The organism is Streptomyces flavofungini (genome assembly GCF_030388665.1).
Lineage (GTDB): Bacteria > Actinomycetota > Actinomycetes > Streptomycetales > Streptomycetaceae > Streptomyces > Streptomyces flavofungini_A.
Genome location: NZ_CP128846.1, coordinates 7,934,280 through 7,959,636, shown reverse-complemented (window position 1 = coordinate 7,959,636; position 25,357 = coordinate 7,934,280). Strand labels below are relative to the sequence as shown.

Below are 25,357 nucleotides of genomic sequence, written 5' to 3'. Positions count from 1 at the left end.
GTAGGCACTGACAGTGACCGCTGAGAGGCGGTGGTCAGCTCCGTTCGCGGGCCAGCTGCTCGTAGAAGCGGAGGAGCTCGATGTTGTCGACGGAGCCCGCGTTGACCGCTTTGCCGAGGGGGGTGCCTTGGAGGAGGCGCTTGACCGGGACCTCGATGCGCTTGCCCGTGAGGGTGTGCGGGATGCCGGGGACCTCGATGACCTCGTCCGGGACGTGGCGCGGCGAGAGCTGGGCGCGGATGGTCTGCTTGATGCGGGCGCGCAGGTCGTCGTCGAGCGTCGCGCCAGGGGCGAGGTGGATGAACAGGGGCATCCAGTAACCGCCGTCGGGCTGTTCGACGCCGATGACCAGGGATTCGCGGATTTCCGGGAGCCGTTCGACGGCTTCGTAGATGTCGGCCGAACCCATGCGGACGCCCTGGCGGTTGAGCGTCGAGTCGGAGCGGCCGTGGATGACGACGGAGCCGCGTGACGTGAGAGTGATCCAGTCGCCGTGGCGCCACACGCCGGGGTAGGTGTCGAAGTAGCTGTCGTGGTAGCGGCTGCCGTCGGGGTCGTTCCAGAAGTGGATCGGCATGGACGGCATGGGGTTGGTGACGACGAGCTCGCCGACCTCGTCGACGAGTGGCTTGCCCTGAGGGTCCCAGGACTGCAGGTCGGTGCCCAGGCAGGGGGCCTGGAGTTCGCCGATGTGGACGGGCAGGGTCGGCACGGCGCCGGCGAAGCAGGAGCAGACGTCGGTGCCTCCGCTGACGGAGGCGATCCACACCTCTCCGGAGGCGTCGGCGAACTCGTCGTGCAGCCAGCGGAATCCGTCGGGCGGCAGGGGTGAGCCGGTGGTGGCGACGCACTGCACGCGTGAGAGGTCGAAGTCACGCGCGGGGTGCACGTCGGCCTTGCGGCACGCCATGACGTACGAGGCCGACGTCCCGAAGAGCGTCGCTCCGGTGCGCTCGGCCACCCGCCACTGGGCGGCCGTGTCGGGATAGCCGGGGCTGCCGTCGTACAGGACGATCGTCGTGCCCGTGAGCAGGCCGGAGACAAGGAAGTTCCACATCATCCAGCCCGTGGACGTGTACCAGAAGAACCGGTCGTCGGGGCCGAGGTCGCAGTGCAGACCGACCTGCTTGAGGTGCTCGACGAGGATGCCGCCCTGGGACTGCACGATCGCCTTGGGCAGACCGGTCGTGCCCGAGGAGTAGAGCACCCACAGGGGGTGGTCGAACGGCACGGCTTCGAAGACGGGGGTCGTGTCCGCCGCGGTGAGCGCCGACCATTCCAGGGCGCCTTCGGGGGCCGCGGTGCCGAGCTGGGGGATGTGTACGACCGCACGCACGGTGGGCAGTTCGCGGCGCAGTTCGGCGACGGTGTCGCGGCGGTCGTGCTCCTTGCCGCCGTAGCGGTAGCCGTCGACGGTGAAGAGCACGACCGGTTCCACCTGCTGGAAGCGGTCGAGGACGCTGCGGGCGCCGAAGTCGGGCGCGCAGGAGGTCCAGACGGCGCCGACGGCGGCGGTGGCCAGGAGGGCGACGACGGCCTCGGGGATGTTCGGCACATAGCCACTGACTCGGTCTCCGGGGCGCACCCCGAGGCCGCGCAGCTCGGCGGCCAGGGAGCCCACTTGGCGGCGCAGTTCGGACCAGGTGAGCGGCGTCGGGCCGTGCGACTCGTCGACGTGCAGGATGGCCGGGGTATCGGCGCGCGCGGGGTCCTCGCCGGCGCGCAGGGCGTGCTCGGCGTAGTTGACGGTGGCGCCCGGGAACCACTCGGCGCCCGGCATGGAGCGGTCGCCGAGCACGCGCGTGCAGGGCGTGGAGAAGCGCACGTCGAACCATTCGGTGACGGCTTTCCAGAAGGTCTCGAGCTCGTCCACGGACCAGCGGTGCAAGGCCTCGTATCCGCCCGCTGCGGGCGCTCCGTGGTGCTCGGCCGCCCATGCCTGGAAGCGCGTGACCTGCGCGCCGGCGATCCGCTGCTGGTCCGGCTGCCAGAGCGGCGAGGGGTTCGCTGAGGACATGGGGCTGCTCCTGGGCTGTGCGCGTCGTGGGCGGCTGTCGTGCGCACGAGCTGGGTGTGCGCGTGACACGGCTGACAGGGACGATGCCACGTGATCGACTTCCACACCAGGGTGTCCTCGCACAGAGGCGTCGGTGTCTGTGTGTGGCGCCGTACTACGGCGTCTTCGGAGAAGCGTGGTGATGCGCCTACGGAGACCCGTGGTGGCTCGCCCATGGAGAGGCGTGGTGGTGGGCCCTGGGGCCGCCGTGTGCGCTGTTTCCGGAGGGGCTTCGCCGTGTGCTTGCGGAGAGGGTTGGTAACGCTGGTCGGCGCTCGGGATGAACGGCAGTTGAACGCGGTACTCCTGCTGGGTCTTCGATGGCAGGGTGAGCAGCATGAACGGTCGTGACCTGGTGCGTTCGGTGAAGGCGGTCGGCCTGTCCGACACGGCCCAGAGGTTGCGCATGGTGCGCTCGGCGTGGCGACGGTTGCGGACCGACGCGACGGGGCTGCCGGCCCGCGGCGCCGAGCGGGCCCGGACGCCCGGTCCCGTGACCCTGGTGGAGCCCGGCCCCGGCGGTGGTGTGGTGCGGTTCGCGCGGTCCGAGCTGCGGGTGCGGGTGACCTTGGGCGGGGCGGTGTTCTGGGGCTGGGACGGGGCCGAGCCCGACCCGTCGTACGCCTTGGCGGGAGGCAGTCCCGAGGCGGATCCGCGGGCGGTGCTGGAGCCCGACAAGGCGGGTGGCTGGCGGGTGGTCTCGGAGCGGGCCACCGTGGTCGTCTCACGGCACGGCGCGGTGGAGCTGCACACTCCCGGCGGGGTGATGCTGCGGCGTGATCTCCCGCCGCGCTGGTGGGAGCCGGTGGGTGGCGGGACCGCCCGCTGGGTGCAGCGGTCGGAGGTGGCCCCGGACGCGCGGTTCTTCGGCCTCGGCGGCCGGGCGGCCGGGCCACGCCTGCGGGACGGGACGTACCGGCTGTGGAACACCGATCCCGGGGGTTCCTTCGAACCAGGGGACGATCCCCTGTACATCACGATGCCGGTGCAGTGGGTGGTCGCCGACGTGGGGACCCATCTGGTCTTCCACGACAACACCTGGGACGGCTCGGTGACCGTGCGCGAGGGCGAGGAGGGAGCCGGTTCCGGGCACGACAGGGCGGGGTCGTGCGAGGTCCGCATGGACGGCGGTCCGCTGCGCTGCTGGGTCGTGGTGGGCACCCCCGCGCGCGTGCTCCACTCCTGGGCGGCGCTCACCGGTGCGCCTGCGGTGCCGCCGGCGTGGGCGCTCGGTCACCATCACGCCCGGTGGGGCTTCGGCAGTGAGCAGGAGGTGCGGCGGATCGTCGCGGGCTACCAGGAGCGCGGACTTCCCCTGGACGCGGTGCACTTGGACATCGACCACTTCGACGCCCACCAGGTGTTCACGGTCGACAAGGAGCGCTTCCCGTCGCTGCCGAAGCTGGCCGCTGAGCTGCGCGGCGCCGGGATCCGGCTGGTGTCGATCGTGGACCCGGCGGTGAAGGCCGGTCCGGGCAACGCGGTGTACGACGGCGGGGCGGCCGCGGACGCGTTCGTGCGGGACACGGCGGGGCGCACCGTACGGGGCTTGGTGTGGCCCGGCGAGGCGGTGTTCCCGGACTTCACGGCCGGGCGGGTGCGCAAGTGGTGGGGCGGTCTGTACGACGAGCGTCTCGCGCAGGGGTTCTCGGGGTTCTGGCACGACATGAACGAGCCGGTGTCGTTCGCCTCCTTCGGGGAGACCACGCTCCCCCGCTCCGCCCGGCACGCGCTGGAGGGCCGCGGTGGCGACCACCAGGAGGCACACAACGTGTACGCCCTGGTGATGGCCCGCGCGGGCTACGAGGGCCTGCGCGAGCTGCGTCCCGGGGAGCGGCCGTTCCTGTTCTCCCGCTCCGGCTGGGCCGGAATGCAGCGCTACGGAGGGACGTGGTCGGGCGACGTGGCCAGCACCTGGCCGGGGTTGCGGGCCTCGCTCGCGCTGGTGCTGGGGCTCGGCCTGTGCGGTGTGCCGTACTCGGGCCCCGATGTCGGTGGTTTCGACGGCAGTCCGTCGCCCGAGCTGTATCTGCGGTGGTTCCAACTCGGGGCGTATCTGCCGCTGTTCCGTACGCATGCGGCGCTGCACGCCGGCCGCAGGGAGCCCTGGGAGTTCGGTCCCGAGGTGCTGGAGCACGCGCGCGTGGCCCTCGCCGAGCGCGAACGGCTGCTGCCGTACTTCGTGACGCTCGCGCACTTGGCGCGGCTCACGGGTGCGCCGTACGCCCGTCCCTTGTGGTGGGGGTCCCCGGAGGACAGGGCCCTGCGGGACTGCGAGGACGCGTTCCTTCTCGGGGACTGTCTGCTGGTCGCTCCCGTGCTGCGGGAGGGGGCCACCCGCAGGGCCGTGCGGCTCCCGCCGGGCCGGTGGTACGACACGTCCACCGGGAGGGCGTACGAGGGCCCGGGAAAGGCCCTCCTGGACGCCCCGCTGTCCCGCATACCGGTCCTCGCGCGCGCGGGCGCGGTGCTGCCGGTCCGCGGGGAGGACGGGCAGCTCGCGCTGGAGGTGTGGGCACCCGCGAAGGGGCGTTCCGGCAGCGGTCTGGTGATCGCGGACGCCGGTGACGGGTGGGAGGAGCCCGAGCTCCAGCGCTTCGGTGTGCGGTGGAGCGGGGAGCGGCTCGTGGTCGAGAAGGAGGGCGGCGAGCCGGGGGCCGCCGTGGAGTACGCGGTGCGGGTGCGTGGCGTGTGAGGCGAGCCCCCGTGTCGCATCGCCTTGTGTCACGCCATCTCGTACCGCGTGCCCTCGCGCGTGGCGGAGCGTCCCGCGGGTGCGGCCGGGCGGCGCCCCGCGGTATCAGCTCCGGACGGCGCCCCTCGGGTCAGACGTAGCGCCCTTCGAACCACGCCCGGACCACCGACGTGTGCAGGGGGAAGGCGAGTTCGGCGGGCCGGTGCAGCAGTTCCCAGCCCTCGGTCTCGTCCGTCGGCGACGACTGGGGCAGGTCGGCCGAGGGGCGCTCCGGGAGCAGCCCGAAGAGGAGCACGTGTCCGTCGGGTGAGCTGAGTACCTCGACGATGCGCACGTCGTGGCTCGCCGCGCTGATGCCGGTCTCTTCCTTGAGTTCCCGGACGACGGCGTGCCGCCAGTCCTCACGGTGGTCCACATAGCCGCCGGGCAGGGCGGTGCCTCCGCGTGCGGGGGCGATGGACCGGGTCACGACGACGAGGCCGGTGCCTTTCGTGTCGTACACCGGCTGAAGGGCGATGGCGACGGGCAGCGGATTGCGGTAGGCCACTGTCTCGCAGTCCGGGCAGGTGCGGGGCCAGCCCGTGACGTGGTCTCCGTAGAGCGCGCCACAGCTCGCGCAGTGGGAGTCCGGGGCGGGGTCGGTGGGGTGCAGGGATGGGGACACGCGCGGACTGTATCCGATCTCGACGCGGCGGTCTTCCGCGGAGTTCCAACCTCCTGATAGATGCGGGTACATGACAGCATTCGCCCCATCACTGCGGAAACTCGCCGTCGTCGCCGCCGCTCTGCTCGCCGCGGCCACCGTGCCCTCCCCTTCCCGGGCGGCCACCGAACCGCAGGCCCCGAAGGGCTTCGTCGCGTTGAGCGACGTGGACCCGACCATCATCCAGGAGATCCGTTACATCACCCCGCACAACTTCGTGGGTGACCGCATCGACGGTTACCACAAGCCGATGTGCATCCTCACCGAACCCGCGGCGAAGGCCCTGCGCAAGGCGCAGCGCGGCCTCCTGCGGGCGGGCTACTCCTTGAAGGTGTACGACTGCTACCGGCCGCAACGGGCGGTCGATCAGTTCGTGCGGTGGGGCGAGGATCTGGGCGACGAGCGCATGAAGGCCGAGTTCTACCCCCGGGTCGCCAAATCGAGGCTCTTCGAAGACGGCTACATCGCCAAGAAGTCCGGACACAGCAGGGGGTCGACGGTGGACCTCACGATTGTGCGGCTGCCTGCCGAGCCGACGCGGCCGTACATCCCCGGAGAGCCCTTGAAGCCCTGCTACGCACCCCGTAGTGAGCGATTCCCCGACAACTCCGTGGACATGGGCACCGGTTACGACTGCATGGACACGCTGTCGCACACCGACGACCCCCGCGTGACCGCGAAGCAGCGCGCGAACCGGGACCGGCTGCGCGGCGCGCTGGCCAAGACGGGCTTCGTCAACCTCCCTGAAGAGTGGTGGCATTTCACGTACAGGCCCGAGCCGTTCCCCGACACCTACTTCGACTTCCCGGTGTCGCGCAGGGCGCTGCCCGTGGCACACTTCTGACGTTCCGTCAGATCCTGGGTGCGGGAGGGACCATGTCGCGAGTGCGTACGCCCGTGGTGACGCGGTGGTTCGACGGGGAAGAGGAGGACTTCCGGCTGCTCGGCACCCGGTGCGCGCGGTGCGCAGCCGTGTTCTTCCCGCGCGAGGACGCCTTCTGCCGCAATCCGGGCTGCTCCGGGGGCGAGCTGGTCGAGGTGGCGCTCTCGCGGCGTGGGCGGGTGTGGTCGTACACCGACGGGCGCTACCGCCCGCCCGCGCCGTACCTCTCGGACCCGGAACTTCCCTGGGAGCCCTACACGTTGATCGCTGCGGAGCTCGCCGCGGAGCGCATGGTGGTGCTCGGGCAGGCGGTTCCCGGAGTGACCGTCGCCGACCTGAAGGTCGGCATGGAGGTGGAGGTCGTCCCCGGCGTGCTCGGCGCGGACCCCGAGAACCCGTCGACGACGTGGACGACGTGGAACTGGCGACCGGTGGGGGTACCGGCATGACCGGCGACGTGGCGGTGCTCGGCGTGGGCATGCACCCCTGGGGCAAGTGGGGACGCGGATTCGTCGAGTACGGGACGGTGGCGGCGCGGGCGGCACTCGCCGACGCCGGTGTCGACTGGCGGGACGTCACGTCCGTCGTCGGCGCGGACACCGTGCGGGGCGGCTATCCGGGGTATGTGGCCGGGGCGACCTTCGCGAAGGCTCTCGGCTGGCAGGGGGCGCGGGTGGCGAGTGTGTACGCGGCGTGCGCCTCGGGGGCCCAGGCGATCGGCACGGCGCGGGCCCAGTTGCTCGCGGGCCTCGCCGACGTGGTCCTCGTGGTCGGCGCCGACGCCGCCCCGAAGGGGTTCTTCCGGCCCGCCGGGGGCGATCGGCCCGACGACCCCGACTGGCTGCGCTTCCGCGTCCTCGGCGCCACGAACCCCGCGTACTTCGCGCTCTACGCCCGCCGCCGCATGGCCGTGCACGGTGAAACGCTGGAGGACTTCGCCCAGGTCAAGGTGAAGAACGCGGCCCTGGGCGCACTCAACCCGCACGCGCGCTACCGCACGGCCGTCACCCCCGAGGAGGTGGCCGGGTCCGCCGTGGTCGCCGATCCACTGCGGCTGCTCGACATCTGCGCGACCTCGGACGGCGCGGCGGCGCTCGTGCTGTCCACCCTGGAGTACGCCCGGCGGCACAGCACCGCCGCACCCGTGCGCATCCGGGCGGTGTCCACCGTCACCCCGACGTACCCGAACACGGTCCTGGACCTGCCGGACATCGCCACCGACTCCGCGGTGGCCGCACGTCCCGCCGAGCGCGCGTTCCGCGCGTCCGTCGCGCACGCCGCGTACGAGGAAGCGGGCATCGGCCCGGACGACCTCTCCCTGGCGGAGGTGTACGACCTGTCGACGGCCCTGGAGCTCCAGTGGTACGAGGACCTGGGGCTCTGCGGCGAGGGCGAGGGGGCCAAGCTCCTGCGGGACGGCGCGACCACGCTCGGCGGGCGCATACCCGTGAACACCAGCGGCGGACTCGCCTCCTTCGGAGAGGCCGTTCCGGCCCAGGCCATCGCCCAGGTCTGCGAGTTGACCTGGCAGCTGCGGGGGGCGGCGGGCGCGCGGCAGGTCGAGGGGGCGCGGGCGGGGATCACCGCGAACCAGGGGCTTTTCGGGCACGGCTCGTCGGTGGTGGCGGTGCGCTGACACCCGCGTCGGCTCTTCTGCGGGACGCCGCGGGAGGCCCGCGGAGAGGCCGCACGGCCGCTTCCGTGGCCTGCCGTTCGGAAGGGGTCACGCCGGTTAACCCATGGCGTCCGCGACCTTGACGCTCCATCACCACCGGTGAACACTTCCCGGTGTCAGTCGGCATCGCCGCCCTTCGGCACTCCGCCGCTCAGGGCCCGTGCGCTCCATGGCTCCGCGCAACGAGCCAGTCCAACGGGCATCCCCCATGGGCGATTCGACTGTGACGGCACGCTCGTCACCGAGGCCGGGCGGGGCGCGGGACTCCCCTGCCTTCGGCTGACGCGGCTTGCGGTGGCCGGGCAGTAGTCGTGGGAACGAACCCTGCACGGAGTACCGGGGCCCACCACCCCGGGCGAAGGCCTAGGAGCCGCCATGTACTCGAATGGGGACATCTTCGTCGGTGAGATCATCGGCACCGCGATCCTGATTCTCTTCGGCGCCGGTGTGTGTGCCGCCGTCACCCTCAACCACTCGAAGGCCAAGGCCTCCGGGTGGATCGTCATCGCGTTCGGCTGGGGCTTCGGCGTGATGGCGGGCGCGTACACCGCCGCACCGCTGTCCGGCGGCCACATCAACCCGGCCGTCACCCTCGGCATCGCCGTCGACACCGACAAGTGGGACAAGGTCTGGATCTACCTCGCGGGGCAGATGATCGGCGCGATGCTGGGCGCCGTCCTCGCGTACCTGGTCTATCTCGCGCAGTTCAACGCCAACGTGCCCCGCGGGACCAAGGACGGGCCCGGCACGGACAGCCCGACACCGACCCTCGGCATCTTCTCCACCATCCCGGAGATCAGGAACCCGGTGGCGAACCTGCTCACCGAGATCATCGGGACCGTCGGCCTGGTCCTGCCGATTCTCGCCTTCGGGCTCACCAAGGGCCTCGGCACCTCGGGCACCCAGATCCTGATCGTCGCGTTCCTCGTCGTCGGCATCGGCCTCTCGCTCGGCGGGCCCACCGGCTACGCCATCAACCCCGCGCGCGACCTCGGCCCGCGCATCGTGCACCACTTCCTGCCGATCCCCAACAAGGGCACGTCGGACTGGAGTTACGCCTGGGTTCCGGTCGCCGGACCGCTGATCGGCGGACTCCTCGCGGGACTCATCTACAACGCAGCCTTCTGAGCAGCCTTCCTCCAAGGGGTAGCCATGACGGACAGCTCCGAGAAATTCGTCGCCGCAATCGACCAGGGCACCACCTCGAGCCGCTGCATCATCTTCAACCAGGACGGCGCGATCGTCGCCGTGGACCAGCGCGAGCACCGGCAGATCTTTCCCAAACCCGGCTGGGTGGAGCACGACGCCACCGAGATCTGGTCCAAGGTGCAGGCCGTGGTCGCGGGCGCCATCGCCAAGGCCGGGCTGCGCGCGGACCAGCTGAGCGCGCTCGGCATCACCAACCAGCGCGAGACGACGGTCCTGTGGGACCGCGCCACGGGCAAGCCGGTGCACAACGCGATCGTCTGGCAGGACACCCGGACGTCGACGCTCTGCAACGAACTGGGCGGCGCCGACGGCCAGGACCGCTTCCGCGAGCAGACGGGGCTGCCGCTGGCGAGCTACTTCTCCGGGCCGAAGGCGGCCTGGCTGCTGGACAACGTCCCCGGGCTGCGGGCGCGCGCCGAGCGCGGCGACATCGCCTTCGGCACCATCGACTCCTGGCTCATCTGGAATCTCACCGGCGGCACGGACGGCGGCGTGCACGTCACCGACGTGACCAATGCCGGGCGCACGATGCTGATGAACCTGGAGACCCTGCAGTGGGACTCCTCGATCCTGTCGGCGATGAACGTCCCCGAGAGCGTCCTGCCGGAGATCAAGTCGTCGGCCGAGTGCTACGGGACGGCCGTCGGGCAGCTCGCGGGCGTACCCGTCGCCTCCGCGCTCGGCGACCAGCAGGCAGCGGTCTTCGGGCAGGCCTGCTACGACACAGGGACGGCCAAGAACACCTACGGGACGGGCAGCTTCCTGCTCCTCAACACCGGCAACCGGCCCGTGCCCTCCAAGAGCGGCCTGCTCACGACCATGGGCTACAAGATCGGATCCGAGGCCCCCGTGTACTGCCTGGAGGGCTCCATCGCGATCACAGGCGCCCTGGTGCAGTGGTTCCGCGACCAGCTCGGCATCATCCGCAGCGCCGACGAGATCGAGTCCCTGGCCGCGAGTGTGGACGACAACGGCGGCGCGTACATCGTGCCGGCGTTCTCCGGCCTGTTCGCGCCGTACTGGCGCTCCGACGCGCGCGGTGTCGTCACCGGACTCACGCGCTACGTCACGAAGGCCCATCTCGCGCGCGCGGTCCTGGAGGCGACGAGCTGGCAGACCCGTGAGGTCGTCGACGCGATGTACCAGGACTCCGGGGTGCGCATCACCACCTTGAAGGTGGACGGCGGCATGACCAAGAACAACCTGCTGATGCAGCACCAGGCCGACGTCCTCGGAGTGCCCGTGATCCGGCCGCGGGTGTCCGAGACCACGTGCCTGGGCACCGCGTACGCGGCCGGGCTCGCGACGGGCGTGTGGAACGACCTGGACGAGCTGAAGGCCCACTGGCAGCGCGACGCCGAGTGGTCACCGCAGATGGCGGACACGGAGCGCGAGCGCGAGTACCGCAACTGGCGCAAGGCGGTCGAGCGCAGCTTCGGCTGGCACGACGACGGCGAGGGCTGAGGCGCTCGCCGCGCAGCCGCGGCCCGCACCCCGGTCGGTGGGGGTACGGGCCGCCCCGGCCCGAGTGCAGCCCCGCACCGGGTGACGGTCCGGGTGGTGTCCGGACGGTCGTCGGGTCAGGTCGCGACCGGCTGCCGGGCCGCCGCTCCGATCGCCATCGCGTGCTCGACCACGTCGATGAGGACCTCCTTGACGGACTCCTTCTCGCGTGCGTCGCACAGCACCACGGGGGTGCTCTCGTCGAGGTCCAGGGCATGACGTACGGCGTCGGAGGGGTAACGCGTCGCGCCCTCGAAGCAGTTGACGCCGACGACGAAGGGTATGGAGCGGCGCTCGAAGTAGTCGACTGCGGCGAAGCAGTCCTCCAGGCGGCGGGTGTCGGCGAGCACGACGGCCCCGAGCGCGCCGGTCGCCAGCTCGTCCCACAGGAACCAGAAGCGGTCCTGGCCCGGGGTGCCGAAGAGGTAGAGGACCAGGTCCTCGCGCAGGGTGATGCGGCCGAAGTCCATGGCCACGGTGGTGGTCTGCTTGCCCGGGACGCCGTCGGTGTCGTCGACGGGCCGTCCCGCCTCGCTGAGGGCTTCCTCCGTGCGCAGGGGCTTGATCTCGCTGACCGCGCCGACGAGGGTCGTCTTGCCGACGCCGAAACCGCCCGCGACCAGGATCTTCAGCGTGACCGGCTCGACAGGGGCCGTACCGCGCTCAGAACGCTTGAAGATCATTGCTCTCTTCTCCTGCATCAGTCATCAGTGGTGTCGCGTGCGTCAGTTGAGGTGAGGTGCGGGTGCTTCGGGGACGGCCGGTGGGCCGGAGGGGTCGTGGTGCGGCGGTCCGTACCCGCCGCCTCCGGGGGTTTCGATCACGAGTACGTCACCGGGGCCCGCGTCGGCGGAGTCGCTGCCGTCGAGCCGCACGACGCTGCCGTCGGCGCGCTCCACGCGGCCGGAGCCGAGCGCGCCCGGCTCGCCGCCCGCCATCCCGTAGGGCGCCACCACGCGGTGCTGGGCCAGCGTGGAGACGGTCATGGGCTCGCGGAAGCGGATGCGGCGTACGGCGCCGTTCCCGCCCCGCCAGCGGCCGTTCCCGCCGCTGCCGGCGCGCACCGCGAACTCCTCAAGAACGACGGGCAGCCGCCATTCGAGGACTTCGGGGTCGGTGAGCCGCGAGTTGGTCATGTGGGTCTGCACGACGGACGCGCCGTGGAAGCCGTCGCCCGCGCCGGAGCCTGAGGCCACCGTCTCGTAGTACTGGTACCGGTCGTTGCCGAAGGTGACGTTGTTCATGGTGCCGGAGCCCTCGGCCTGGACGCGCAGCGCTCCGTAGAGGGCGCCGGTGATCGCCTGTGAGGTCTCCACGTTGCCCGCGACGACGGCCGCGGGCGGCTCCGGCGACAGGAAGGTGCCCGTCGGCACGATGATGCGCAGCGGTCGCAGACAGCCGTCGTTGAGGGGGATGTCGTCGGCGACCAGGGTGCGGAAGACGTACAGGACGGCGGCGTTGACCACGGCGAAGGGGGCGTTGAAGTTGGTGGCCAGCTGGGGTGACGTTCCGGTGAAGTCGATGGTCGCCGTGCGTTGTTCGCGGTCTACGGAGACACGCACCCGGATGACGGCACCGGAGTCGGTCTCGTAGGAGAACTCGCCCTCCTCCAGGGTGTCGATGACGCGGCGTACGGAGTCCTCGGCGTTGTCCTGGACGTGCCGCATGTAGGCCTGGACGACGTCGAGCCCGAAGTCGTCGATCATGCGGGCCACTTCGTCGACGCCCTTCTGGTTGGCCGCGATCTGGGCACGCAGGTCGGCGAGGTTCGTGGCGGGGTTGCGGGAGGGGTGGCGGGTCTCCGTCAGCAGGCTCAGGGTCTCGGCTTCGCGGAAGCGTCCGGCCTCCACCAGCAGCCAGTTGTCGAAGAGGATGCCCTCTTCGTCGATGGTGCGGCTGTGCGCGGGCATGGAGCCGGGCGTGATGCCGCCGATCTCCGCGTGGTGGCCGCGCGAGGCCACGTAGAACAGGATCTGCTCTCCGGCGGTGTCGAAGACGGGCGTGATGACGGTGACGTCCGGGAGGTGTGTGCCTCCGTGGTACGGGTCGTTGACCGCGTAGGCGTCGCCCGGCCGCATGGTGGTGCCGCGGCGGCGGATCACCTCTTTGACGCTGGTGCCCATGGAGCCGAGGTGGACGGGGATGTGCGGCGCGTTGGCGACGAGGTTCCCGTCCGGGTCGAACAGGGCGCAGGAGAAGTCGAGCCGCTCCTTGATGTTCACCGACTGGGCGGTGGACTCCAGGCGGGCGCCCATCTGCTCGGCGATGGACATGAAGAGGTTGTTGAAGACTTCGAGGAGGACCGGGTCGGCTTCCGTCGTGGCGTCGGAACTCGCGGGCGCCGCCACCCGTTCCATGACCAGGTGCCCGTCGTCGGTCATGGCCGCGCCCCAGCCCGCGTCGACGACCGTGGTGGCGCCGGCCTCGGTGATGATCGCGGGTCCGGTGACCCGCTCGCCCGGCGGGAGTTCCTCGCGCCGGCGCAGGGGCACCTCGCGCCAGGAGCCGCCCGTGTGCAGGCGCACGGTCCGCGTGGTGCCGTGCGCGGTGGCGGTGCCGAGCGCCGACAGGTCCGGGGGTTCGGTGCGGCCGGTGGCCTCCACGGAGAGGGCTTCGACGACGACAGGACGGTCCAGGGTGAAGGAGTAGGTAGCGCGGTGCTGTTCCTCGAAGGCGCGGGTCATGGTGGCGGGGTCGGTCAGCTCGACGGTGAGGGTGGTGTCGGTGCCGTCGTAGCGCAGGTGGGCGCGGCGGGTGACGTGCACGCGGCCGGCGGGCACGTCCTCGGCGGCGAGTTGGGCGCGGGCGGCGGTCTCCAGGTCGTCGGCCGTCTTGTGGACCCGGGGCATCGCGGAGGCCTCCAGGGGCGCCTCCACGGACTGTTCGCGCATGGCCGTCGTGTCGGCGAGGCCGATGCCGAGCGCGGACAGGACTCCGGCCATGGGGGGTACGAGAACGGTGCGGATGCCGAGCGAGTCGGCCACCATGCACGCGTGCTGGCCGCCCGCGCCGCCGAACGTCGTCAGGGCGTAGCGCGTGACGTCGTGGCCCTTCTGGACCGAGATGCGCTTGACCGCTGCGGCGATGTTGGCGACGGCGATCCGGAGGTAGCCCTCGGCCACCTGCTCCGGGGTGCGGTCGTCCCCGGTCCGCTCCGTGATCTCCCGCGCCAGTTCGGTGAACCTGCGGTGGACGAGCGTGTCGTCGAGCGGCTGGTCGCCGTCGGGGCCGAACACCCGGGGGAAGTGGGCCGCCTGGATGCGGCCGAGGGCGACGTTGGCGTCGGTGACGGTCAGGGGGCCGCCGCCGCGGTAGCTCGCGGGTCCCGGGTCCGCGCCCGCCGAGTCGGGGCCCACGCGGTAGCGGCTGCCGTCGAAGTGCAGCACGGAGCCGCCGCCCGCGGCGACGGTGTGGATGTCGAGCATGGGGGCGCGCAGTCGTACGCCCGCGATCTGTGTCGTGAAGACCCGCTCGTACTCCCCGGCGTAGTGCGACACGTCTGTGGACGTGCCGCCCATGTCGAAGCCGATGACCCGGTCGAACCCGGCGAGCTTCGACATGCGTGCCATCCCCACGATGCCGCCGGCGGGCCCGGAGAGGACGGCGTCCTTGCCGCGGAACTGTCCGGCCTCCGCGAGTCCGCCGTTGGACTGCATGAACATCAGCCGCACGCCCTGGAGTTCGGCGGCGACGTCCTGGACGTAGCGGCGCAGGACGGGCGACAGATAGGCGTCGACGACAGCGGTGTCACCGCGCGGGACGAGCTTCATCAGGGGGCTGACCTCGCTGGACAGCGAGACCTGCGGGAATCCGACGCGGCGCGCGAGGTCACCGGCCGCCTGCTCGTGGGCCGGGTACAGATGGCTGTGCACGCACACGACGGCGACCGCGCGGATGCCGTCGTCGTAAGCCTGCCGCAGGGCTTCGGCGAGGCCGTCGAGGTCGGGGGCGCGCAGGACCTCCCCGTCGGCGCCGACCCGCTCGTCGTACTCGATGACGCGGGCGTAGAGGTCCTCGGGGAGAACGATGTCCCGGGCGAAGATGCGCGGGCGGTTCTGGAAGGCGATGCGCAGCGCGTCGCGGAAGCCGCGGGTGATGACGAGGGCGGTGGGCTCGCCCTTGCGCTCCAGGAGGGCGTTGGTGGCGACGGTGGTGCCCATGCGGACGGCGTCGATGCGTACGTCGCCGCCCGCGCGCGCGGAGTCGGCGCCCGGCTCGCCCGCCCTGCCCGCTTCGGCGAGGAGTTCCCGGATTCCCGCGACCGCCGCGTCGGCATACCGCGCGGGGTTGTCCGACAGGAGCTTGTGGGTGAGCAGTGCGCCGTCCGGGCGGCGCGCGACGACGTCCGTGAACGTACCGCCCCTGTCGACCCAGAACTGCCAGCCTGTCACGTCTCAATCCCCGCTCTCGCGCTGCTCAGAGCGCCCGGAGGCCGTTGATCACGTCGCGCAGAATACTCTCGTCCGGCAGCTCGGCGGGGGGTACGGGGCGGGTCACGTGCACCAGTCGGTCGTCCACCAGATCACCGATGAGCACGCGGATCACGCCGATCGGAAGGTCGAGTTCCGCCGCGAGTTCCGCGACGGACTGCGGAGTGTCGCGGCACAGGCCGACGATGTCCACGTGTTCCGGGGACAGCGTCTGGTCGGCCTCCGTGTCCTCGGCGTGCGACTCCGCGATCACGACCGCGATCAGGTCGAGGCGGTGCTGGGCGGGGCTGGTGGTGCGGCCCCGTGTCATGGCATACGGGCGCACCACCGGACCGGCGTCGTCGTCGAACCAGTGAGGCATGGCTGCCTGACCGTCGTCGTCGCTCATGCCCTCCCACTACCCTCCCGTGGGCAGGTCGGTGCGTGGCGCCGAACCCAAGTGCACACCCACCCTCTTGACCAGCAGTGTCATTTCGTACGCGACCAGGCCGACGTCGGAGTCGGCCTCCGCGAGGACGGCGAGACAGCTGCCGTCACCCGCCGCCGTGACGAAGAGGAAAGCGTCGTCCAGCTCGACCACCGTCTGGCGTACCTTGCCCGCGTCGAAGTGGCGTCCCACGCCCTTGGCCAGGCTGTGGAATCCGGACGCGACGGCAGCAAGGTGCTCACTGTCCTCGCGCGTCAGGTTCTTCGACACGCCCGTGGGCAGGCCGTCTCCGGAGAGCACGAGTGCTTTGCGGATGCTGCCGACGCGCTCCACCAAGTCGTCGAGGAGCCAGTTCAGCTCTCCCGATCCCCCGGTCGCGGTGGTGCGTGCGTCGGCCTTCGGTGCGGTCATCGACCGTCCCCCTCAGATGTCGTTCCTGGTGCTTCGCCGTCCGGGACGTCCTCGCCCACGGCGTTCTCTTCACGGCCGCGCTGCCAGCCGCGCTGGAGCGAAGCCATCCGGCTGCGTACCTCGTCGGCGTCGCGCTCCTCCGCTCCGGCCCTCGCCGGGGTCGAGTCCAGCTCTGTGCGGCGGTCCGGGCTTTCCTTCAGCTGGGGGGCGAGGTTCGCCTGCCGGACCCGGCGGGGCAGGCCGCCGACGGTGGGCGCGTCCTGGTCGTTGCCCGCCGTCCGGGGCGGCGTGTCCGTGCTGCCTGCGGCCCGGTCCATGGGTCCTCTGTCCGTCCTTGCCGCCCGGTCCGCACCGGGCGCTGTCTCGGTGCGGGTGGTGGCGCGCGGCGCGTCCGTGACCGGGCGGCGCCTGGGCAGGAGCGGCTGCGGGTCGGACGGGGTGTCCGGGCCCAGCGGGCGCGGCGGCGTGAGGTCGGGCCAGCCGGTGTCGGGCCTGGGGCGGCGCGGCAGGTCGACGCCCGTGCCGCCGGTGGAGCCGGGGGCGTCCCGGGACGTGCGCGCCGGGGTGCCGAGGCCGTCCCGTACACGCTTGTCGAGTGCCCCGCGCGCGGGGCCGACGTCGGAGCGGGTGTCGGTGGGTGCCTGGGCCATGGGCCGGGAATCCCGGGCGGGGCCGCGGCCGGGCCACCCGGCGCCGGACTCGCGGCGGGCGCGGGTGGCGTCGCTGTCCGGGTCCGCGGTGTCGGTGTCGCGGGCGGGGCCGACGTCCGTGTCACGAGTGCGGGCAGGGCCGACGTCCGTGTCGCGGGTGCGGGCGGGGCCCACGCGGCGGCCGTGCGAGGAGACGAGCTTCGGTGTGCGGCGGCGTGCGAGGGGCACGGTGCCACTCGGGGCGGGCTCGTCGTCCACGTCCAGGGGCTCGTCGGGGTACAGGGCGTCGTGACCCGTGGAGTCGGCGGCGCGGACGGGCTCGCCGAGGTCGGGCTCGCGGGCGTCGCGGGCCTGTTGGTGCTGTTCCCCGGCGGTCTCGCCGACGCGGCGGCGCGGGCGGAACAGGCCGCCGCGCTCGCTGTCCTCGTCCTCCAGGGCGCCCGGGAAGCCGTCGAGGCCCGCCATGCCGACGGGTGCCTCCAGCTCGACCGGCCCGTCCAGGAGGGACGCGGGCAGGCCGGGCAGTTCGACGGACGTCTGGGCGAGGGAGGCGTCGCGGTCGCCCGTGGTGCCGCCCACGGCCTTCTGCGGCTGCGGCCGGTCGAGGCGGAAGCCGACACCTCCGGTGTCGGGCACGTCGTCGGTGAGCAGCGACTCCGGTATGAACACGACAGCGGTGGTGCCGCCGTACGGGGAGGGCTGCAGCGAGACGCGGACGCGCTGGCGCTGGGCCAGGCGGCTGACCACGAAGAGGCCGAGGCGGTCGGTGTCGGACAGCTCGAACTCGGGGGTCTCCGCGAGGCGGAGGTTGGCGTCCAGGAGGGCTTCGGAGGCCATGCCGAGGCCGCGGTCGTGGATCTCCAGGGTGAAGCCGTTGGCCACGTGCTCCCCGAGAACCTGCACCGCGGTGTGCGGGGGCGAGAACACCGTGGCGTTCTCCAGGAGTTCGGCGAGCAGGTGCGTGAGGTCGGCGACCGCGGGTCCGGTGACGGCGATGCGCGGCAGGCGGCGCACCTCAATGCGTTCGTAGTCCTCGACCTCGGCGACGGCGGCGCGGACGACATCCATGAGCTGGACGGGCTTGCGCCACTGCCGCGACGGGGCGGCGCCGGAGAGGATCACGAGGCCTTCGGCGTGCCGCCGCATGCGGGTGGTGAGGTGGTCGAGGCGGAAGAGGTCGGCGAGTTCGTCGGTGTCCTCCGTGCGGCGCTCCATGGTGTCCAGGAGCGTGAGCTGCTTGTGCAGCAGCACCTGGCTGCGGCGGGCGAGATTGACGAACACCTCGGAGACGCCGCGGCGCAGGTCGGCCTGCTTGACCGTGGCTTCGACCGCGGCGCGCTGCAGGGTGTTGAGGGCCTGGCCGACCTGCCCGATCTCGTCCTTGTCGTAGGTCAGACGCGGCGCCTCGGTCTCCACGTCGACCTGTTCGCCCGCCGCGAGTCGGCGCAGCAGTCCGGGCAGGCGCACACCGGACGCCTCGTGGGCCTCGAGGCGCAGGCGGCGCAGGTCGCGGATGAGGCTGCGGCCGATGCGTACGGAAAGGAAAAGGGACAGGAGCACGGCGATCAGCCCGAGCACACCGACGACGGCCAACTGCACGATGACGCTGATGGCCTGGGGACGGGCGCGGTCGCGCAGCCGGTCGACGGCGTCTTCGGTACGGTCGGCGAGGCTGGTGAGGACCTTGTCCGACTCGCGGTCCCAGTCGCTGGACGTGACCGCGCGGGGGGTGCCGCCACCGGATTCCATCAGGGATCGCTCGGCGTCGCGCAGCCTGCTTGTCTCGGCGCCGTTCCAGTAGCGCTCGAAGCGGGCCCGCTCGTCGTCGGGGAGCTGGGTGAGGCTGTTGTCGAGGAGCACGCCGCGCTGCGCCACGAGGTCGGAGACCTGGCGGACCTCGCTCTTGGTGACGGTGCCCGCGACCAGGGCGGACCCGATCAACGCGTCCTCGCGGGACAGCAGTTCACGGGCCTGGCCGATGCCGACGAGCGCGCGGCCCTCCGCGGTGACGCCCACGTCGTCGAGGGCGTTCAGCGTCATCAGGAAGCCGAAGCAGGGTTCGGTCAGGCGCGTGTACATCTTCAACGCCTTGTCCCGGCTGATCGTGCCTTCCTCCACCGTGCGGCGCAGCGCGTCGAGCCCCTTGAAGGCGTCGAGGGCGACGCTCAGGCGCTCCTCCGACTGTCCGTCGAGCACCTCGCGGGCGTCGGAATTGCGGGCCTTGGACTCGATCTTGGCGACGAGCCTGTCGGTGGCCTCTCGACTGCGGCGCAGTGCCGCGAGCGCGTCCGAGGCACGGGGGTCGGCGAGATAGACGAGGGTCTGACGCCGCTCCTCCTGCACCACCTCGGCGGTTTCCTGGAGCGGTCCGGCCAGGTCGTCGAGGATGTACGCCGTGTCGATGAGCTTGTTCGCCTCGCGCCCCGTGAGGAAGGTGGCAAAGCCCCAGATCGCCGTGAGGGACACGAGCGGCACGAGCAGCAATGCCACGATCTTCCGGCGGATTGACTTCCCGCGAAAGCGCATGGCCTCCCCCAGATCGGGCCCCTCACAGCCGCGCGTTCGACCTCGGGGCACGCATGTGCGTCAACAAACGGCGCGAGCCTACTACTGAGACACGTGCAACTCGAAGGCACGTCCGGACGCTTTTCAGCCGTGACGCGAAAGGTGCATCCATAGTTGTCCGCCCATTGGGGGAGATTGTCTCCCGCCTGCGGCACCCGTCGGCCGACCCCACCACCCTTACCAGCAGGCCCAGTTGGCCTGAAGTGTTCGCTGGGTGGAACCGTTCGCACCGGATGGGGATCTCTCATCCCGGCGGATCCTGGGGGGAGGTCCGGAGAGATCTGTCGCCGGGGTCGGGAATCTTCCGCGGCATCCATTCGTCGATCAGTACGAGAGCGGGTGCACGCGGGGGCCGAGTGGCGCGGGCGCCGGAGGGTGCGGGGGCACAAGAGGCGGATACAGGTGGCGACGGCGGACGGCTGCGCGGCCGAGGCCTAGCGGCACGGCGTAAAGCAGCGTAAAACGGGCAGCAAGGCGGAGAGTCGGACATGAGAGCTCTCGATCGGCCGGCCGCGAGGCACGGGCAGAGCGGCGGCTGGAGCAGGACAGCCGGGGGGAGGGACCAATTGATGGGTACGACAGAACGCCAGCGGACGTCGGCGAGCGGGGCGTCCGAGAAGTCCGCGAGCGCCGGAGCGGCGAGCGCGGAGGTGAAGGCGAAGACGAAGACGAACGAGAGTTCCGTGAAGGCGGACAGGGGGTCAGGGGGGCGACGGAAGGCGAGGGAGGCCTCCGCCAAGCCGTTCACGGAGAGCGCGCGACTTGTGGAGAGAAAGAGCGGAAGGCCCCAGGACGGCGCGGTCAGAGCGACCGGGCGGGGTGAGAAGTCGGGGACCGCGGATCAGCCTGCGGGACCCCGGAGTTCGGGTCAGTGTGCGGGATCCCGGAGTTCGGGTCAGTCTGCGGGATCCCGGAGTGCGGATGACCGCGAACACGCCGACGTCCGTGAGCACACGGACGGCCGCGAGTACGGGGATGTGTCGGAGCAGCGGGGCCACTTCGAGGCGCTGGAGCACGGCGAGTACGCGGGGCGGCGTCCCCTGTGGGTCGACGAGCCCGCGCGTCGGCCGCGGCTGCCCGACCCTGTGCGCACGGCGGCCGTGCGGGCCGTGCTCATCGTGTCCTTGACCCTCATCCAGGCGATGACGGCGTTCTTCTGCGCGATGGCCGAGTCCTGGCTGGCCTTCCCCATGGTGTTGAGCAGCGTGGCCAGCACGGTCGTCGCGACGTGGGCCGTCTGTGACGTCTGGGTGACCCGCCAGGTGTGGAACCAGCGCAACGGCGTGGTCTCGATGCCCAGCAGCACGGCACGCAGACTGCGGCGTGAGCGGCGTCGCGCCCGCCGCCAGGAACGCGCGGCCGCCCGCGCCAAGGAGGGCATAGGAAGCCGGAGTGGGCAGGGGCAACTGTCCCACTCCTGAGCGCGATTGAGTCGGCGGGTGGGCGGGCTCGGTCGCTGCGGTCTGCGGTCTGCGGTCTGCGGTCTGCGGTCTGCGGTCTGCGGTCTGCGGCCAGGAACCGTCGGCAGTGGTCAAAGGGACCGGGTCAGGCAGCGGTTGCCTGCCGGACCCGCAGCTCCCGTCGAGCCCTCATGAACGGGCGAGGGCAGTCGACCGCCAGCGCGGCTGTCACCCGGCCCGCGTGTTCGTACAGCGCGAGGAAGCCGCCGTCGTCCGGGCTGCCTTCCGCGATGCGCACGGTGGCGTCGGCGAGGCGGTGTCCTGCGAACTGAATACGGGACCCGTACTGATCGGACCAGAAGTAGGGCAGTGCGGCGACGGGCTCCACGGTCCGGGCGGCGAGCAAGTTGCGGACGGCGACGCGGGGTTGCTCCGTCGCACTCGTCCAGTGTTCGGCGCGGACGCCATCGACACGGGCGACGTCTCCCACGGCGACCACCTGTGCGAGAGAGGTGACGCAGCCACCGTCGCACAGGACGCCGTCACTCACGGTGAGTGACGTGCCGGAGAGCCAGCTGGTGTTGGGGACAGCACCGATGCCGACGACGACCACGTCAGCGGGGAGGACGCGGCCGTCGGACAGCTCGACTGCGGTGACGTGGCCGGAGAGGTCGGGACGGTCCGAGGGGTCGGGACGGTCGGAGATGCCGGAGGGGCTGGAGGGGGCGCGGTTGGAGGGTCCGAGCCGGGGGGTCCCCGGGTCCGCGACACCGGACGCTGAGGCGGGGGCCATGCGGTGCAGGCCCGCCACACCGGTGCCGGTGAGCAGGCGAGCACCCCCCTTACGGTGCAGGTCGGCGCAGAACAGAGCCATGTCCGGGCCCAGTTGGGGAAGCAGGGGCAGCGGGGCTGCCTCGACGACCGTGACGTCATGGCCGAGGGCGACGCACGACGACGCGGTCTCCGCGCCGATGAAGCCACCGCCGATGACCACGACCCGGCGGGGGCCACACGTCAGGTCGGCGCGCAGGGCGCGGGCGTCGGCGAGCGTACGCAGGGTGTGGACGCCCGCGGGCTGTGGGCCCGGCAGGCGGCGCGCCGACGCCCCGGTCGCGACCACCACACCGTCGGTGACGACCGTGCGACCGTCGTCGAGGAGGACGGCGCGACCGCGCTGATCGAGGCCGGTCGCGCGGGTGCCTAGCAGCCATTCGGCGGCGAGGTCGGCGATCTCTTCGGGGTCGGTGAGGGCGAGGTGGTCTTCTGGGGCGGATGCGTACGGGGGGTGGGCCGCGGTACCGGTGGCGCGGTCTGTGACGGTGGGGGTGGCCGCATCCAGGGCAGTGATCGTGCTCGCATCCGTGACCGCGGTCGTGGCCGTGGCCGTGAGGAAGCTTTTGGAGAGGGGTGGGCGGTCGTACGGCAGGTACGGTTCGGCGCCGACCATCACGAGGCGGCCGTCGAAACCCTGGGCACGCAGTTCGCGCGCCGCGTAGAGCCCGGCGAGGGAGGCACCGACGACGGTGACGGTGTTCATGCGGCGGATCCCTCACCGGTCATCGGGGCTCGCCCGGCGCTGGAGCCGGAGGCGGCGAGGGAGGCGGGGGCGGACAAGGAGGCGGCTGCCGTGAGGGGAGCGGAGGCCGGGACGGGGGTGACGGTCGGGTCGGTCAGGTGGACATGGATGGTTCCGTCGACCACGCTCACGCGGTGGGTGCGCACCGGTCGGCGGGCAGGCAGACACGTCGGCTCTCCGGTCCGGAGATCGAATGAGGCGGCGTGCAGTGGGCATTCGACCAGACAGCCCTCCAGCCAGCCTTCGGAGAGGGAAGCGTCCTGGTGACTGCAGGTGTCGTCGACGGCGTACAGGGCGCCGTCGGCGTTGAACACCGCGACGGGAGGTGTGGTGTCGAGACGGACGGACTCACCTGCGGGGAGGTCTTCAAGGCGGCAGACGGGAATCACGGGCCCTCCTCTGGAATCGGTCGGCCCGGTCCGGGACCGTTCGGGCCAAGGACTCTTCGGTAGCATGCAGTTTCATATGGCGCACCAGAGAGCGCTATGCGCAACAGAATCCGGTGGGATGCCCATCGCGTCAAGGGGCTCCCTGGGACGCGGCTCCGAGAGGCCGCCGAGTGGTGAGAGTTGAGATATGACCCGCACGCGGAAACAGCCTGGCCAGAACGAGGAGCCGCAGCAGGGAGCAGCCCAGGAGAAGCGCCGGAAAGGGCGCGCGGAAGAGCACGAAAAGCCCCGGGAGGCGCGCGAGCCGCGTGAGCCGCAGGCCAAGGCTCCTGCTGGTTCCGTGCAGTCCGTGGACCGCGCGGTGAGCGTCCTCGAGATCCTCGCCCGGCACGGCGAGGCCGGGGTCACGGAGATCGCCGACGAGCTGGGGGTGCACAAGTCGACGGCGTTCCGGCTGCTCGGTGTGCTCGAGAACCGGGGGCTCGTCGGGCAGGCGAAGGACCGTGGCAAGTACTTCCTCGGCGCGGGCGTCCTGCGCCTCGCCGGGGCGGCGGCCGTGCGGATGGACATCTCCCAGGAGGGCGGCCCGGTCTGCCGCGAGCTGGCGAACGAGCTGGGCGAGACGGTCAACATCGCCGTCCTCGACGACGACGCCGCCGTCAACATCATGCAGGCCCGCGGCCCCGCGTCCGTGACCGCCCAGAACTGGCTCGGCCGACGCACCCCGCTGCACGCCACCTCCAGCGGAAAGGTCCTGCTCGCGCACCTGCCGACCACCCTGCGCGAGGGCCAGATCGCCCGCACGCTGCCCCGCCTCACCGAGCACACGGTGACCGGGACGGTGGCGCTGCGCCGCGAACTGGAGGCCGTCGTCCAGCAGGGTTTCGCGATCGCCGTGGAAGAGCTCGAGGTCGGGCTCGCCGCCGTGGCGGCCCCGGTGCGGGCGCACGACGGCAAGGTCATCGGGGCGCTGAGCGCCTCCGGGCCGGTGTATCGGCTGACGGAGGACCGGCTCACCGAGCTGGCCAAGCGCACGGTCGCGGCGGCGGTCGAGCTGTCGCGCCGGATGGGCTACGGGTTCTGACGGCTGCGGCTGCGGGGGCACGCCGGGGGCGCGGCCCGCCCCCCCGGCGCCCCACGTTCCGCCGCACGCCCCGCCCGTCCTCCTTGCCGCCCCGCCGGGGCGCCCCCACCTCAGCGCCCCCGCCTCACCCCCACGCCGACGCCCCGCCTCGCCCCCTGGCTTGGCGCCTCCACCTGGGCGCCACTCCTCGGGGGTCGGATTCTTGAGGGCCCGGACGCCACGCACCGCGCCGTCCACTCGGCACCGCGCCCCGGCCACCTCACATCGCGCCGCGCCACCTCGCGCCGCCAGGCCCCACCGCACCGCCAGCCCACCGCCCCGCCGCGCCGCGCCGCGCCGCCAAGCCAACCACCCCGCCCCGCACCGCGCCCAACAGCCGCCCACCACGCCGCCGAAACGTCCGCCCCCGCCCTCCCCCGGACCCGTTTCGCGACACCCATAGCGTTTTGCCGAGGGTTCACTCCGGACCCTTGACGGCTCCTTGATGTCGCTCTCACGATGTCTCTCATAGCGCAACTGATCGTGGAGTACGCAACAAGACGACCCAAGTCGAGGAGCCTGGCCGTGCCACACGAGGTCCGTGGCGTCGTCGCCGCGAAGAAGGGCGCACCCATCGAGGTGCAGACGATCGTCGTGCCGGATCCCGGACCGGGAGAGGTACTTGTCTCCGTGCAGGCCTGCGGGGTCTGCCACACCGATCTGCACTACCGGGAAGGCGCGATCTCCGACGACTTCCCGTTCCTGCTCGGCCATGAGGCCGCCGGTACCGTCGAGGCGGTCGGCGCCGACGCCGGCGGTCTGGTGCCCGGCGACTACGTGGTCATCGCCTGGCGCGCCCCCTGTGGAACGTGCCGCTCCTGCCTGCGCGGACGCCCTTGGTACTGCTTCGACTCCCGCAACGCGGCACAGCCCATGACTCTGCTCGACGGCACTCCGCTGAGCGCCGCGCTCGGCATCGGCGCCTTCGCCGAGAAGACGCTCGTCGCCGCCGGCCAGGCCGTGAAGGTGGACCCGGCGGCCCGGCCGGAGGCGGCGGGACTGATCGGCTGCGGAGTGATGGCCGGGTACGGGGCCGCCGTGAACACGGGGAACGTGGGGCGCGGCGACACGGTCGCCGTCATCGGCTGCGGCGGCGTCGGCTGCGCCGCGATCGCCGGGGCCTCGCTCGCCGGGGCCCGGCGCGTGATCGCCGTCGACATCGACGACGCCAAGCTCGACGGGGCCACCCGCTTCGGCGCCACCCACACCGTCAACTCCCGGGGCACCGATCCCGTCGAGGCGGTGCGCGGGCTCACCGGCGGCTTCGGCGTCGACGTCGCCATCGACGCGGTCGGGATCCCCGAGACGTACAGGCAGGCCTTCTACATGCGCGACCACGCGGGCGTCCTCGTCCAGGTCGGCGTGCCCGACCCGGCGATGGCCGTCGAACTGCCGCTGATCGACCTGTTCTCGCGCGGCGGCGCGCTCAAGTCCTCCTGGTACGGCGACTGTCTGCCCACACGGGACTTCCCCCTGCTCGTCGACCAGTACCTCAGCCGCAGGCTCGACCTCGGAGCCTTCGTGACGGAGAAGATCGCCCTCGACGAGGTCGAGGACGCGTTCGCCAGGATGCAGCGCGGCGAGGTGCTGCGATCGGTGGTGGTCCTGTGACCGGCGTACGACCCGACCCGCACTCCCCCGACCCGAACTCCCCCGGCGTGC

Annotated in this window: 18 protein-coding genes; 9 read left to right on the top strand and 9 right to left on the bottom strand. The window is 71.8% G+C overall.

Annotation, left to right across the window (positions count from 1 at the left end; all coding sequences use genetic code 11):
* Positions 1-34 precede the first annotated feature (34 nt).
* Positions 35-2,017: an acetoacetate--CoA ligase gene (locus tag QUY26_RS34250; RefSeq protein ID WP_289953601.1), complete on the bottom strand. Its 1,983-nt coding sequence runs from the start codon at positions 2,015-2,017 to the stop codon at positions 35-37.
* Between the two features lie 376 nt (positions 2,018-2,393).
* On the opposite strand from QUY26_RS34250, the gene QUY26_RS34245 reads away from it, so the two are divergent.
* On the top strand, positions 2,394-4,751 hold the full coding sequence (locus QUY26_RS34245) for a glycoside hydrolase family 31 protein (RefSeq protein ID WP_289953600.1): 2,358 nt from the start codon (positions 2,394-2,396) through the stop codon (positions 4,749-4,751).
* Positions 4,752-4,881: 130 nt separating this feature from the next.
* Here the strand turns inward: QUY26_RS34245 and QUY26_RS34240 are convergent, their stop codons facing one another.
* Complete coding sequence (locus tag QUY26_RS34240) at positions 4,882-5,415, bottom strand: NUDIX domain-containing protein (protein ID WP_289953599.1); 534 nt, start codon at positions 5,413-5,415, stop codon at positions 4,882-4,884.
* Between the two features lie 70 nt (positions 5,416-5,485).
* Between QUY26_RS34240 and QUY26_RS34235 the strand changes: the two genes are divergently transcribed.
* The 5 genes from QUY26_RS34235 to glpK all read left to right on the top strand — a co-directional run bounded on the left by QUY26_RS34235 (position 5,486) and on the right by glpK (position 10,685).
* Complete coding sequence (locus tag QUY26_RS34235; RefSeq protein ID WP_289953598.1) at positions 5,486-6,298, top strand: M15 family metallopeptidase; 813 nt, start codon at positions 5,486-5,488, stop codon at positions 6,296-6,298.
* 32 nt (positions 6,299-6,330) lie between these two features.
* Positions 6,331-6,786, top strand: a complete 456-nt coding sequence (locus QUY26_RS34230) for a Zn-ribbon domain-containing OB-fold protein (protein ID WP_436840451.1) — start codon at positions 6,331-6,333, stop codon at positions 6,784-6,786.
* The gene (locus QUY26_RS34225; RefSeq protein WP_289956275.1) at positions 6,783-7,973 is read left to right on the top strand and encodes a lipid-transfer protein; all 1,191 of its coding nucleotides are present in this window, start codon (positions 6,783-6,785) and stop codon (positions 7,971-7,973) included. Before QUY26_RS34230 ends, QUY26_RS34225 begins: the two co-directional genes overlap by 4 nt.
* Positions 7,974-8,387: 414 nt before the next feature.
* Positions 8,388-9,140, top strand: a complete 753-nt coding sequence (locus tag QUY26_RS34220) for an MIP/aquaporin family protein (RefSeq protein ID WP_289953597.1) — start codon at positions 8,388-8,390, stop codon at positions 9,138-9,140.
* A gap of 24 nt (positions 9,141-9,164) precedes the next feature.
* A complete protein-coding gene (glpK, locus tag QUY26_RS34215) occupies positions 9,165-10,685 on the top strand; it encodes a glycerol kinase GlpK (protein WP_289953596.1) in 1,521 nt (506 codons plus the stop codon).
* Between the two features lie 116 nt (positions 10,686-10,801).
* On the opposite strand, the gene QUY26_RS34210 is transcribed toward glpK, so the two are convergent.
* The 5 genes from QUY26_RS34210 to QUY26_RS34190 are packed head-to-tail and all read right to left on the bottom strand — an operon-like array spanning position 10,802 to position 19,168.
* The gene (locus QUY26_RS34210) at positions 10,802-11,407 is read right to left on the bottom strand and encodes a GTP-binding protein (RefSeq protein WP_289953595.1); all 606 of its coding nucleotides are present in this window, start codon (positions 11,405-11,407) and stop codon (positions 10,802-10,804) included.
* Between the two features lie 42 nt (positions 11,408-11,449).
* Positions 11,450-15,115: a hydantoinase B/oxoprolinase family protein gene (locus tag QUY26_RS34205; RefSeq protein WP_289953594.1), complete on the bottom strand. Its 3,666-nt coding sequence runs from the start codon at positions 15,113-15,115 to the stop codon at positions 11,450-11,452.
* A gap of 25 nt (positions 15,116-15,140) precedes the next feature.
* Positions 15,141-15,542, bottom strand: a complete 402-nt coding sequence (locus tag QUY26_RS34200) for a DUF742 domain-containing protein (protein WP_289953593.1) — start codon at positions 15,540-15,542, stop codon at positions 15,141-15,143.
* Between the two features lie 9 nt (positions 15,543-15,551).
* Entirely contained in the window at positions 15,552-15,992 is a 441-nt protein-coding gene (locus QUY26_RS34195) for a roadblock/LC7 domain-containing protein (RefSeq protein WP_289953592.1), read from the bottom strand.
* Complete coding sequence (locus QUY26_RS34190; RefSeq protein ID WP_289953591.1) at positions 15,989-19,168, bottom strand: sensor histidine kinase; 3,180 nt, start codon at positions 19,166-19,168, stop codon at positions 15,989-15,991. Before QUY26_RS34190 ends, QUY26_RS34195 begins: the two co-directional genes overlap by 4 nt.
* A 1,016-nt stretch (positions 19,169-20,184) precedes the next feature.
* Here QUY26_RS34190 and QUY26_RS34185 point away from each other — a divergent pair.
* A complete protein-coding gene (locus QUY26_RS34185) occupies positions 20,185-20,628 on the top strand; it encodes a hypothetical protein (protein ID WP_289953590.1) in 444 nt (147 codons plus the stop codon).
* 124 nt (positions 20,629-20,752) lie between these two features.
* Here the strand turns inward: QUY26_RS34185 and QUY26_RS34180 are convergent, their stop codons facing one another.
* A complete protein-coding gene (locus tag QUY26_RS34180) occupies positions 20,753-22,144 on the bottom strand; it encodes an NAD(P)/FAD-dependent oxidoreductase (protein WP_289953589.1) in 1,392 nt (463 codons plus the stop codon).
* The gene (locus QUY26_RS34175; RefSeq protein WP_289953588.1) at positions 22,141-22,572 is read right to left on the bottom strand and encodes a bifunctional 3-phenylpropionate/cinnamic acid dioxygenase ferredoxin subunit; all 432 of its coding nucleotides are present in this window, start codon (positions 22,570-22,572) and stop codon (positions 22,141-22,143) included. Before QUY26_RS34175 ends, QUY26_RS34180 begins: the two co-directional genes overlap by 4 nt.
* Before the next feature lie 340 nt (positions 22,573-22,912).
* Between QUY26_RS34175 and QUY26_RS34170 the strand changes: the two genes are divergently transcribed.
* The gene (locus tag QUY26_RS34170) at positions 22,913-23,656 is read left to right on the top strand and encodes an IclR family transcriptional regulator (RefSeq protein ID WP_436840546.1); all 744 of its coding nucleotides are present in this window, start codon (positions 22,913-22,915) and stop codon (positions 23,654-23,656) included.
* Between the two features lie 564 nt (positions 23,657-24,220).
* Positions 24,221-25,306 (top strand): S-(hydroxymethyl)mycothiol dehydrogenase, encoded by a 1,086-nt coding sequence (locus QUY26_RS34165; RefSeq protein ID WP_289953586.1) that lies wholly within the window; start codon positions 24,221-24,223, stop codon positions 25,304-25,306.
* The last annotated feature ends 51 nt before the right edge of the window (positions 25,307-25,357 follow it).